10 protein-coding genes are annotated in these 13,022 nt (G+C 43.9%); 8 read left to right on the top strand and 2 right to left on the bottom strand.

What is annotated here, in order from left to right:
• Window positions 1–23: 23 nt before the first annotated feature.
• Window positions 24–1,427 carry an MATE family efflux transporter gene (locus VHA02S_RS07755; RefSeq protein WP_038897879.1) on the bottom strand — a complete coding sequence of 468 codons (1,404 nt, stop codon included), beginning with the start codon at window positions 1,425–1,427 and terminating at the stop codon, window positions 24–26.
• A 372-nt stretch (window positions 1,428–1,799) separates the two neighbouring features.
• On the opposite strand from VHA02S_RS07755, the gene VHA02S_RS07750 reads away from it, so the two are divergent.
• From VHA02S_RS07750 to VHA02S_RS07720, 7 genes are all read left to right on the top strand, one after another.
• Window positions 1,800–3,680: a DUF294 nucleotidyltransferase-like domain-containing protein gene (locus tag VHA02S_RS07750; protein WP_005446064.1), complete on the top strand. Its 1,881-nt coding sequence runs from the start codon at window positions 1,800–1,802 to the stop codon at window positions 3,678–3,680.
• Window positions 3,677–4,426, top strand: a complete 750-nt coding sequence (locus VHA02S_RS07745; protein WP_038897880.1) for a 3'-5' exonuclease — start codon at window positions 3,677–3,679, stop codon at window positions 4,424–4,426. The genes VHA02S_RS07750 and VHA02S_RS07745 overlap by 4 nt, the downstream gene beginning before the upstream one ends.
• A 225-nt stretch (window positions 4,427–4,651) precedes the next feature.
• Window positions 4,652–6,316, top strand: coding sequence for a BCCT family transporter (locus tag VHA02S_RS07740; protein ID WP_005446060.1), 1,665 nt, complete (start codon window positions 4,652–4,654; stop codon window positions 6,314–6,316).
• Window positions 6,317–6,659: 343 nt separating this feature from the next.
• Window positions 6,660–7,193, top strand: coding sequence for a diaminobutyrate acetyltransferase (gene ectA, locus VHA02S_RS07735; RefSeq protein ID WP_038897882.1), 534 nt, complete (start codon window positions 6,660–6,662; stop codon window positions 7,191–7,193).
• Window positions 7,194–7,226: 33 nt separating this feature from the next.
• Window positions 7,227–8,492, top strand: a complete 1,266-nt coding sequence (ectB, locus tag VHA02S_RS07730) for a diaminobutyrate--2-oxoglutarate transaminase (protein WP_009697465.1) — start codon at window positions 7,227–7,229, stop codon at window positions 8,490–8,492.
• Between the two features lie 14 nt (window positions 8,493–8,506).
• On the top strand, window positions 8,507–8,893 hold the full coding sequence (locus VHA02S_RS07725) for an ectoine synthase (RefSeq protein ID WP_005446054.1): 387 nt from the start codon (window positions 8,507–8,509) through the stop codon (window positions 8,891–8,893).
• An 80-nt stretch (window positions 8,894–8,973) separates the two neighbouring features.
• Complete coding sequence (locus VHA02S_RS07720) at window positions 8,974–10,398, top strand: aspartate kinase (protein ID WP_038897883.1); 1,425 nt, start codon at window positions 8,974–8,976, stop codon at window positions 10,396–10,398.
• 57 nt (window positions 10,399–10,455) lie between these two features.
• Here VHA02S_RS07720 and VHA02S_RS07715 read toward each other — a convergent pair whose 3' ends face one another.
• Window positions 10,456–10,791 (bottom strand): hypothetical protein, encoded by a 336-nt coding sequence (locus VHA02S_RS07715; RefSeq protein ID WP_005446050.1) that lies wholly within the window; start codon window positions 10,789–10,791, stop codon window positions 10,456–10,458.
• A 394-nt stretch (window positions 10,792–11,185) separates the two neighbouring features.
• On the opposite strand from VHA02S_RS07715, the gene VHA02S_RS07710 reads away from it, so the two are divergent.
• The gene (locus VHA02S_RS07710; protein WP_227740419.1) at window positions 11,186–13,009 is read left to right on the top strand and encodes a hypothetical protein; all 1,824 of its coding nucleotides are present in this window, start codon (window positions 11,186–11,188) and stop codon (window positions 13,007–13,009) included.
• The last annotated feature ends 13 nt before the right edge of the window (window positions 13,010–13,022 follow it).

The raw sequence follows: 13,022 nt of genomic DNA, 5'->3' as shown, positions 1-13,022 counted from the left end.
GCTCAAGTGAGCTCCTTTGTTCATCAGTTCAATACAAGTTCTTTAGCATCAAGTTCATTCGTAGTTTGATTGTACTTCTTAATCACTAGCGCCAAGCGAATCAGCATTGAAATTGCAGCGGTAGTTAATCCTGTCACGATACCAATCCAGAAGCCTTCTTCGCCCATGGCAGGAACGATTTCATCGGTGATACCCAGCAACATACCCAATGGAAGTGCCAAGCCCCAGTAAGCAAGAATTGCCAGAATCATTGGGATCTTAGTATCTTTGTAGCCACGCAGAGCGCCGTTTGCAGAGGTCTGCAGTGCATCACTGAATTGGTACATCGCAGTAAACATCAGCAGTGTAGCCGCTGTTGCTGAAACCACAGGATCTATGGTGTACAAACGAATGATCCACTCTGGGAACAGCAAGAAGAAGCCGACTGAAATCAACGACAGTAGCGCGGCAGTAATAATGCCTACCAAACTGCGGTGAGAGGCCGTTTCAAGCTTTTGTTCACCCAATGCATGACCAACGCGAATCGTGATACCAAATGAAAGACTCATTGGGATCATGTACGTCATGCTAGAGATATTCAGTGCTATTTGCGCCGCTGCAACGTTCTCCGCACCAATACGACCAATCAATAGGGCAATCACCGCGAAGATACTGCCACAAACCGCAATGTTTAAGCCAATCGGCATCCCGAGTTTGAACAGCTGTTTGATCTCTTGCCATACTGGTTTTAATTCTGCGAAGTGAAGAATGTTTTTATAGTGGTGATGGCTCTTGATGTAGCTAAACAGTAGGGCAGACATCAGCCAGTAAACCAAGCTAGTAGCCCAGCCACAACCAACCGCCCCCAGAGCCGGCATGCCGAATTTGCCGTAAATCAGAATGTAGTTAACAGGGATGTTTACCAACAAACCAATCACAGAAATCAACATCGGTGCGCGAGTGTTGTTCATCCCTTCGCAGAAGCCATTCAAAGTGTAGAAAAGCGCAATGCCTGGAACACCAAACGCCAACGCGACAACGTAATCACTCGCGATAGGGATGATCTCAGGCGCAACACCTAAGCCAACGAGAATGGTTTCCCCAAGTAGTAAGTAAACAATCAGAATCGCACTGACAAACGCAGACAACCAAAGCATCTGAATAAACGCGATACGCACGTTATTTAAACTTTGTGCGCCGCGGTGGTAAGCCACAACAGGTGTTAATGCCATGATGATGCCGCGAAGCAATAGCGAAACGGGTAGCCATAAACTGGTGCCAAGTGCGATCGCAGCAAGGTCGGCAGCACTCACTTGTCCTGCCATTGTGGTATCGATAAAGCCCATCGACTGAGTGGCAAGTTGCATCAGAATGATAGGGATCGATAGGTATAACAAAGCGCCCGATTCTTTAAAAAAGCGAGAAAAAGAGGAAGGTTTGTTTTGCATGGAAGTAATTAAACACCAATATCAATGCACCAGTGGAAGCAGGATAGCGTTGTGCATTGTAGGGTGTGCCGCGTAGGCACGCGCAATATACGGATTTTTGTTCTTGCGTTCAATATGTAATTTAGATCACAAGAAAACGATTGCGAGAGCTATTAAAGTAAATATTTATCGCGTGAATGCATTGTGTTTTTTACTGCTGATTTTTAGATGAAAACAAGCAATTTTAGACACACTCGTTTCAATAATCATCAGTCATTATTCCGCTTTTCGACGGTTGCACAGCTTTTTATCTGACGTCTCAATTTATTTATTGTCTGATTATTTTCTTGGTGATATTTATCGCCTTAGTTTAGGCAATGTATGGAATAAAGAATGGAAGCCGAGCAATTAGAAGTACTCAATTTCATTAGCCAATACCCACCTTTTGATGATTTACCGGAAGAGCACCTAAGAAACATCGCAATGAATGCCGAAGTCGCCTATTACCGCGCAGGGACGGACATTCTCAAGAAAGGCGATGACATTCGTGATTTATACATGATCCGCAGTGGTGTGGTGGAAATCTTCCGCCGTAAAGGGGAGTTGTACAACCGTATCGATGCTGGTGGCTTGTTTGGACAAATGGGGTTGTTGATGAACAACCGTGTCCGTATGCCAGCCAAAGCGATTGAAGACACCTTGGTTTACTGCATTCCAGAGAATATCTTTACGGAGCTATGTGACGAGTTTGAGAACTTCGCCGATTTCATGGAGTTGGAAGACAGCGCAAGGCTGCGTACCGCTGTATCAAACCACTCAGATGGGAATGACTTTACGACTGCGAAAGCGCGCAAGATCTTAAGTCGTGAGCCAGTGACGCTAGAAGCCAGTGCAACGGTTCGTGAAGCGGCGATCTTAATGGCAGAAGAGGGCGTCACTGCGCTTTTGATTGTCCGCGCGCAAGAAGACATTACTGAAGACGACGATGACCAACTGCTTGGTATCTTGACCGAGAAAGATCTGTGCGTTCGCGTTTTAGCTGAAGGTCGAGACAGCGATATTCCTGTAAGTGAAGTGATGAGCTACGACGTTGTGTCGCTCGATTACAGTGCTTACGTGTTTGAAGCTATGCTGACAATGCTGCGTTACAACGTCCATCATCTGCCAATCCTAAAAGATAAAAAGCCGATTGGCGTAATCAGCATGACGGATATCGTCCGTTATGAGTCGCAAAACAGCTTGTTGCTTGTGAGTTCTATCTTCCAGCAAAACTCGGTAGAAGATCTCAAAGCGGTATCTAAACAAGTGAAAGACTGCTTTGTCCGAATGGTGAGCGAAGACGCAAATGCGCACATGGTTGGACGAGCGATGTCGGTTATTGGCAGCAGTTTTAAGCAAAGATTGGCAGAGCTAGCAGAGCAAGAAATAGGTCCTGCGCCCATCCCGTATTGTTTGTTGGCGATGGGCTCCATGGCGCGTGATGAACAGCTTATCGTCACAGACCAAGACAACGCGCTGATTCTAGACAACAGCTACGACCCAACATTGCATGGTGAGTATTTTGCTCAGTTCGCGAAATTCGTTTGTGATGGATTAGCCGAGTGCGGTTACACCTACTGTACTGGCGACATTATGGCAACTAACCCACAATGGCGTAAAACGCGCTCAGAATGGGAAGAGTGCTTTGCGAACTGGATTGATAATCCAACGCCAGAACGACTTCTGCATAGCAGTATTTTCTTCGATTTACTTGGTGTACATGGACGCGTGAAATGGGCTGAGCAACTGAGCGGGTTCATTGTCCGTCGTGCTAAGAAGAACAATCGTTTCTTGGCTTGTATGGCTTATAACGCAATCCGTCGTACACCACCACTAGGCTTCTTCAAAGACTTTGTGATGGAGAAAGACGGACGTCATCGCAATTCCATCAACTTGAAGCGTCGTGGTACCGCACCAATGGCGGATCTGATTCGGGTGCACGCTTTGGCGATTGGCTCTCGTTCGCAAAACTCGTTTGAGCGTTTGGATGACATCAACAATGCGGGCATCTTACCGAAAGGTCGCGGCATGGATTTAAAAGACGCTATGGAGTTGATCTACATGGTGCGAATCCGACATCAAGCGCTGGATATTGAAAATGGGGAAGAGCCCGATAACAACATCGAGCCAGAAGAAATGTCGGAGTTTGAGCGTCGCAACTTAAAAGCTGCATTCCAAATCCTAAGCAACGCACAGAACTACATTAAGTTCCGTTACCAGAGAAGTGGCAAATGATGTGGTTTTCTAAACAGAAGCAAGATAGTCGAGATTTGCTTGATACCAGCCAGACCCCCGATTGGGCGGTTTTCTTCGAGCAACTTTCCGAACAAGCGAAAGATACTCGATTAAAACGTTATTACTCTACGCCTATTGTGAATGGTGATACGCCACTAAAAGAGGTACCGTTTGTCTCCGTCGATTTTGAGACTACTGGCTTAAACGCAGAGGAAGACGCCATTCTCACCATAGGCTTGGTACCATTTACCCAAGGCCGCGTACAGTGCAGTGGCTCTCGTCATTGGGTTGTGAATCCAAATCGAGAACTGAATGAAGAGTCGGTGGTGATTCACGGCATTACCGATTCTGAAGTGAAGAATGCACCTCAACTTGAACAAATTCTTGATGCCATTCTTGATGCGTTGGCAGGTAAGATTGTGGTCGTGCACTACAAAAACATTGAGCGACAATTCTTCAATAATGCCTTGTTAAACAGTATAGGTGAGGGGATTCAATTTCCAGTCGTTGACACCTTGGATATCGAATACGCAATTCAGCGTCGACAATGTGAAGGTTGGTTAAATAAACTCAAAGGTAAAAAGCCTGGGTCTGTGCGACTCGGACATGCGCGTGAGCGTTACCATTTACCTGTTTATCAGCCTCATCATGCCCTTACGGATGCACTTGCAACCGCCGAGTTGTTGCAGGCACAACTGCAGTATCACTTTGACGGTGACATGCCATTGTCCGTGGTTTGGCAATAGTGGTTCGGTAAATTGACAACAAAAATAATTAGTCGTCCTGATAACAAAATGCAATGCGATATCATGGCGGTTGAGGGTAAAATTATAAGGTAGAGCAACCCTTCTAAAAGCGACACAACGATCGCACATAAGCTTTGCAGCAAGTGACACAAGAAAGTCATCACTCAGCTTCCTACACAAGCTTAATTTGAATTTAATCTAGCCACGTTTTTAAGGAGATAAATCGTGAGCACCGACAATAATGGCGGTATACAGCGCCCCGACGGTAAGGTGAACCCGATCGATACTGATTACCAGATTGGTCAGGACAACGTCGCGTTAAAAGTAGGTCCTTTCGGACTTGATATTCACAACCGTGTGTTTGCTATTTCAGGCATGTCGATCATCCTGTTCGTAGTGTTAACACTGACTTTCCGACAACAAGTAGAACCGTTTTTTGCTGGTTTGCGTGGTTGGCTTGTATCTAACCTTGATTGGTTCTTCCTATCTGCGGGCAACGTGTTTGTCGTGGTGTGTTTGATTCTGATCGTAACGCCACTTGGTCGCGTTCGTATCGGTGGTACAGAAGCAACACCAGATTACACTTACGCAGGCTGGTTAGCGATGCTATTCGCGGCTGGTATGGGTATCGGTCTGGTATTCTTCGGCGTATCTGAGCCTATGTCTCACTTCAGTGCTGCACTTGGCGGCGTGAACGTTGAGAATGGTATCCGTACTGACTGGGCTCCATTAGGCGCAGCAGAGGGGGATACCGCGGCGGCATCTGCACTAGGCATGGCAGCGACGATTTACCACTGGGCACTTCACCCTTGGTCAATCTACGCACTGTTGGCTCTTGGTTTAGCGATCTTCTCGTTCAACAAGGGCTTGCCTCTAACGATGCGTTCTATTTTCTATCCTCTTTTCGGCGAGCGAGTTTGGGGTTGGGTTGGTCACGTTATTGATATCCTAGCCGTTGTTGCAACTGTGTTTGGTCTTGCGACTTCTCTTGGCTACGGTGCATCACAAGCAGCAACAGGTCTAAACTTCTTGTTCGGCATCCCGATGACAGAGACAACGCAAGTCGTGCTTATCGTGATCATTACGGCGTTAGCGTTAATCTCGGTAGTTGCGGGTTTAGATAGTGGTGTAAAACGTCTGTCTGAAATCAACATGGGTTTAGCAGCACTATTGCTATTGTTCGTGATCATCGTGGGTCCAACGCTCGCAATCATGACGGGCTTCTTTGAGAACATCATGTCATACCTTGCGAATGTTCCAGCACTATCGATGCCATTCGGTCGTGAAGACGTGAATTACTCTCAAGGCTGGACGGCGTTCTACTGGGCATGGTGGATTTCATGGTCACCATTCGTAGGTATGTTTATCGCGCGTGTTTCTCGTGGTCGTTCCGTTCGTGAGTTTATCGTGTGTGTAATCCTGATCCCATCAACCGTGTGTGTATTATGGATGACGGCATTCGGTGGTACGGCGATCAGCCAATACGTGAACGATGGTTACCAAGCGGTATTTGATGCAGAGCTTCCACTTAAACTGTTCGCGATGCTAGATGTGATGCCTCTGTCTCAAATAACCTCTATCGTGGGTATTATTCTGGTTGTGGTGTTCTTCATCACATCAGCGGACTCTGGTTCTCTTGTAATCGATACGATTGCAGCGGGTGGTAAAGTGGACGCACCAACACCTCAACGTGTGTTCTGGTGTACATTCGAAGGTTTAGTTGCAATCGCGCTAATGCTTGGCGGTGGTCTAGCGGCTGCACAAGCAATGGCGGTAACAACTGGTTTACCATTCACAATCGTATTGTTGGTTGCAACGGTATCTCTAGTGAAAGGTTTAATGGATGAACCTCGCCCAACATCAAAATCAATGAAGAAAGCGAAAGCGTAGTTTGAGCGTCCTTCATAACAACTAAAAAACGGCACGTCTCAACGTGCCGTTTTCTTTTCTGAATTCTTCATATCTAGCCGGAAATTGGCTACGACTTTCTTCCTGTTCAAAGCTTTTTTTATGCCACAATATCGATAATGTGCAGCGCATCTGTCTAAAAATATTTTTAACCCCATAAATACATTAGAGCTCAAACTATTTTTAAAATCATCTGCACTTTGTCTTAGTGCGATCTGGATCAAATAAACGGGTATTTAGAGCCGGTTGGTTTGATTTTTATGCACAATCAGTGTGCATAATAAAAAAGAAATTTAATTAGTGTACGAAGGATATGTATCTACATATGATTACCTCAGCACCTTGGGTGATGTATCCAGAAATTGGAGAAGACCCAAGCAAAAAATGGATTTTTCGTGAACCTGTCGTGTCTGATGGCGACGATATTTATGGTTTAATCGCAGATTGTCCGCCGCTCGATATGAACTCTTCATATTGTAACTTCCTCCAATCTAGCCATTTCAGCAAAACCTGTGTTCTCGTCGAGCACAAAGGTGAGATCGCTGGTTTCATCTCTGGTTATCAGAAACCGGATGAGCTCAATGTATTGTTCATTTGGCAAGTCGCCGTCGCACCGCGATTTAGAGGCAATGGATTGGCTTTCAAAATGCTCAAAAACATTCTTGACCGAGAAGGTCTCGAAAATGTTAATGCCATTGAAACCACGATCACCAAGGCAAATGATGCATCTTGGGCATTATTCAAAAAGCTTGATGCGCAAAATGGCAATGACGGTGAAGTGACCACCTTCTTGGATGAAGATAAACACTTTAAAGGCAAGCACGATACTGAATATTTGTATCGTATCCCCCTCAAATAAACCCACTAATAGGAATCAAATAACGGTCTTATCATGGATATTTTTAAAAAGCAGGAATCCAACGTACGTTCATACTCAAACAGTTTTCCGGTTGTTTTTCGTAGTGCGAAAGGTTGCTGGTTAGAAACAGAGCAAGGTGAACGTTACCTCGACTTTCTTGCTGGAGCGGGATCTCTCAATTACGGTCATAACAATCCAGTACTTAAGCAAGCGTTGCTTGAATACATTGAAATGGATGGCATTACACACGGCTTGGACATGCATTCAGAAGCAAAAGCCGCCTTTCTTGAAGCGTTAAACCAATACATTCTTCAACCAAGAGCGCTGGACTACAAAGTTCAATTTACAGGTCCAACGGGAACTAACGCTGTTGAAGCTGCCATTAAACTCGCCAAAAAAGTAACGAGTCGTAGCAGCATTGTGGCCTTTACTAATGGTTTTCATGGCTGTACGGCAGGTGCGCTTGCAGCGACGGGTAATCAACACCACCGTCAAGGAGCGGGATCAAGTTTAAACAACGTCACGCGAATTCCATTCGAAGGCTATGCGGGTATTGATGGTCTGAAATTATTTGAAACCATGCTGACTGACAATTCGGCAGGCATGGACAAGCCAGCGGCAGTTCTACTGGAAACCGTGCAAGGTGAGGGCGGTTTGAATGTTGCCTCCAACGAGTGGCTGCAACGACTTAGTAAGTTGTGCAAAGCTCACGATATTTTACTGATTGTTGATGACATCCAAGCTGGGTGTGGTCGCACAGGTACTTTCTTTAGCTTTGAGCCATCAGCTATCAAGCCGGACATGGTGACGCTTTCAAAATCTATTGGCGGTTATGGTCTGCCAATGGCGATTGTTTTGCTCAAACCTGAATTAGATAAATGGAAACCAGGCGAGCACAACGGAACGTTTCGCGGTAACAATCATGCTTTCATAACGGCAACCAAAGCGCTAGAAACCTATTGGTCGACGAGTAACTTTGAAGCTCATATCAAATCTTGTTCCAGCAAAGTCGAGAGCGTGATCCAACGTTGCGTACAGCGTTATCCTGAGCTGTTCGTACAGCGTAAAGGTCGCGGCATGATGATTGGTATTGAATGTAAGAGTGGTGACATCGCGGGTAACATTGCAAAAACCTGTTTTGACAATGGTATGGTCATTGAAACCGCAGGTCCAAATGATGAAGTGGTGAAGTTTTTCTGCCCATTGACCATTTCTGAAGCTGAACTTACCCAAGGGCTTAATATCTTCGAGGGCTCGGTTGAAGCCATCGCAAACAAACACTTCAAACAAGCATCATAAATAAGGAACAGATCATGATCGTTAGAACACTCGACGAGTGTCGCAATAGCGAAAGGCGCGTGGTATCGGATAACTGGGAAAGTGTCCGTATGCTCTTGAAAGATGACAACATGGGCTTTTCATTTCACATCACGACCATCTATGAGGGTACGGAAACGCACATTCATTATCAAAACCATTTGGAATCTGTATTTTGTATGAGTGGAGAAGGTGAGATCGAAGTAGTCGGCGGTGAAACGTACCCAATTAAACCGGGTACGCTATATATTCTAGACAAGCATGACGAGCACTATCTACGAGCTTATAAAAACAAAGAAATGACCATGGCTTGTGTGTTCAACCCGCCCATCACAGGCGCAGAAGTTCACGATGAAAACGGCGTTTATCCTCTCGTTGATTAACCCATTAAGGTTTTAAAGGGGCGAGGCTTCGCCCCTTTTTCTTATCCATTCTTTCAAATTACCAACCATTAAGGCCCATCATGACACTTACCGTAGAAAAGATCGGCGGTACATCGATGACAGCATTTGATGCTGTGCTCGACAATATTCTCCTTCGTCCACAAAATCCATATAACCGTATTTTTGTTGTCTCTGCTTATGGCGGAATGACCGATGCACTATTGGAATGTAAAAAGACCAGTAAACCGGATGTCTACCAATTGATAGCCAAACGAGATGAAGCGTGGCAAGACGCGTTAGCGTATGTTGAAAGCCGTATGCTCCTGACCAACGAGCACATTTTTGCTGACCCGATGAATCGCATGAGAGCTGATAAGTTCATTAGGTCTCGCATTTCAGAAGCAAAAACTTGCGTGACTAACATCCTAGAAACTTGTCAGTACGGGCAGTTCTCTCTGCGTCATTACTTACCTCAAATCCGTGAGTTTCTCTCTTCAATTGGCGAAGCACACAGTGCCTACAATACGGCATTAAAGCTCAAGAACATGGGGATTAATTCGACTTTTGTTGATCTGTCCGGTTGGGATAATCAGCAACCTCTAAGCTTGGATGACACAATACATGAAGCCTTTGAAGGGATTGATGTTACCCAAGAACTTCCAATCGTGACAGGTTACGCATACTGCAAAGAAGGGTTGATGCATACGTATGACCGTGGTTACAGCGAGATGACTTTCAGCCGAATTGCAGCAACAGTCAAAGCCGATTTAGCCATTATTCATAAGGAATACCATTTAAGTTCTGCCGATCCAAAAGTGGTCGGTGTCGACAGTGTCAATCCGATTGGATTTACGAATTATGATGTGGCTGATCAATTGGCGAACCTTGGTATGGAAGCTATTCACCCTAATGCCGCCGCAGGTCTTCGCGAAAGTGGTATTGAATTGCAGATCAAAAATACCTTTGAACCTGAGCACAAGGGCACTCTAATCTCTGCGGATTACCGTCCGGAAAGTGACCGCATTGAAATTATTGCGGGTAAGCAGAAAGTATTTGCGCTTCACCTGTTCGACCAAACCATGGTTGGAAAAGTGGATAATGTCAGTTACGAACTGATGGAAATCATTGCTGATGCCCGAGTCAATCTTATCGGTAAAGAGATGAATGCGAATTCAATAACGTATTACCTAGGTGGCAGTATCGATAGCTTAAATAAAGTGCTCTATAAGGCGGAAAAGCGCCATCCAAGAGCTTCTATTACTGGTAAAATGGTTGCGCTGATTTCTGCGATTGGCTCTCAAATTGATACTAACAAAACACTGGCGAAAGGCGTGTTAGCCCTGATGAATCGTGGAGTCACACCGATAGCACTCCATTCATCAATGAGAAACGTGAATGTGCAGTTTGTCGTCAGTGATGATGAATACCAACAAGCGATTTGCGCATTACATGGCGAGTTTTTTGAACAAGACCGCGGAGCGAAAAAATCGGTGAATGTTGCTTAATCGACTTGCCTGATCATGTTGCAGTTTTAAATACGGGGGATCTCTATTTGAAACTGCTTAACTGAATACATACTTTAAACTTCGCATGATAGTAGAGAATACAAGTGTAAATAATGACTTTGAGCGTCGTTTATCAATCAGTTCTTCTATCACCACGGTGGCGTCTTTAGTTAACCTTGCTCGCCAAATTAAGCACCAAATGACCCTAACACGATAACATTGGTTGTTAATGGTCATTGGGGCATTTCTAAACGCAATAGCATAAAGCCGTTTTGAATAGAGGATCTCTTCGCCAATTCGCAAGGTAAATCTTGTCGACAGGCGGTGATATTCGGCAGTGACGAGTATGCCATCGACATAATGTGATTGTGTTTGAACGGTTTTGAATCCCATCTTGCTCTATCCTTAGACCTCGAACTTAATCCAACGAATCAACATATTATTGGAAGTTCGTACAAAAAGATTCAATTACATTGTATTTCTTAATAAAAGTAGGGTGAGCGCATGCGATGAGGTATGCAACGGTTAGGGGGCAGTATGAAGGTCAAGCTGAAAAAGCCTTATGTTTGCTAGATGAGACGGTTTGTTAAGTTTGATTTTTTAATAAAAAGAATGCCTAAAGGTTATTAAATAAGAACAAGCTCTATTTTTAATTGCTCAAAACTTTTAATTTGATAAATGTAATTTGTCAAATTAAAAACTTTTATTTTCTATCTGTAGGTGTATTGATGATATAGAATGCGCGCCCCTTTTTACTGTTTTAAAACAGTGAGCTTTTTAAGATTTTATGAAATTAACTATGAGTTTAAATAATAAGTCAGTTTGTGCGCTAATGTTAATGGCTTTGGCGGGTTGTGGTACTGAGTCAAAGAATAACGAAGTTGAGGCTGAACATAGAACGATAAATGGTCTAGCTTCTAATGGGGGTGCGATAAAAGGGCATGTGACCTTTAGTGGTTCTCCAAAAGCGCTATTTGGGCATGATGTTATCAATGTTGTTAAAGATGGCGTATTTTCGATACAGAATGCCGATGAGATTGAGTATCCAGTGTTGCTTAAGATAACAGGCTTTCATGGTATCGAGTCTAATGTCGAATACTCCTTATTGCTTGATAACAATGACTCACGAGTGAACCTATCTGCTTTAACAAGACTCATTGTAAGTAAAGTTACGGGTGTGGATGCCGATTTGGCATTTGATAACTTCGATACGTATAAAAACCTGTTTACGAAAGACGCAATAGAAAATGCACAAAGCGAGTTGGTTAAAGTTATTGAGCCGTTATTGATTGCTGCAGGAGTGGAAGTTAATGTGAACTTCTTGTCGGAACAGTATAAGGCAGACTTTACCAATTTAGACAGTGTGCTTTCTACACTAGATGTAGAATACAAAACTGATAGGGCGGTAATAACTTATATACCTAATAAGAACTATTCTGTTGAACTCTCTTATAAAGAATCTTGGTCTAATTATTCACTAATTCCTTCCGGTAGTGATATTGAACAGTTAAGTCGCGATTTGAAAGTCATTCATAGAGCTAGTGAAATATTAGAAGAAATGATTCTGTTGAGAGAGGATAAGGTTGCTTTTGAATCTCTTCTTTCTCCTAATGCCCATTGGTTCGGAAGCAATTATCAGTCATTACACGAGCGTTACTTCGATATTTTACCAGCAGAGAATAATCCAAACCTACAGCGTTACCGTGACCTAATTATCCTTGAAAGTCGACCTGAAACACAGCAGTACCTGCTTGGCTATACTACTGCCTTTGAAGCAAGCACTGCATCTAGCATTTCTAGAGATCAAGCATGGTTTGAGTTTGTCGATGGTGAGTTGAAATTCCTAGGTGATGACAAGCCATTTCCGACTTCTTTCTATGCGCTATACAAGCTCAATGCAGCGCCAAGCGAATACAACTGGTATCCGCAAGACGAGTTTAGATGGGTTTTCGAAGCAACGGGTTTCCTTTCATCAAGCGATTGTACAATCAGTCTAGACAGAGGTCATTGGCAATGGGGTTCTGAAGAATTTATTGACAGTCTACCTTCATTAAATGAGGTATTTCCAGGGCTACAATATGTCACGGTTACCTCTCCGACGAATGCGGAGATTAAATTAGACAAAATATATCGTGAGCCTTCAGATAACACTTGTCACTTAGTTGATAGCCATAACAGAGTTAGTGGTCTTTTAGACGGATACCCAATTGAGTTAGGGAAGGATGATATTGCTCTGAATAAAGCGTACACCGTGACTTACGTATATTCTGATCATCAATTATCTAAAACCATTTATTTAACTCAACCGCCAGAGGGCAAAGAAGCTATGGGACCGTATCTAGCTAAGCTAGTCGATGTTAATGGCTCTAAGGCGTCGTTTTTATATGATTGGCAACGTGATGACAAATTTGTGGTTGAAGGTGATCTGTATGTATTTTTCCCCAACCATGTTGGCGTTGGTACGAGAATGAATATCGAGACCGGTAAGACAGAAGTTACTTCTTCGCCAAGTGATGATGTGGTTCGAATTTTTCACACTGCATTTGATCCATATGGACGAGTCATCAATAACTACTTAGTTTCTAGTGATAGCGTCACCCCTTTGAACTAAATTGATGAATAAC

Source organism: Vibrio harveyi NBRC 15634 = ATCC 14126 = KCTC 12724, assembly GCF_001591145.1.
GTDB classification, from domain to species: domain Bacteria; phylum Pseudomonadota; class Gammaproteobacteria; order Enterobacterales; family Vibrionaceae; genus Vibrio; species Vibrio harveyi.
This window is presented reverse-complemented; position numbering and strand designations above follow the sequence as displayed.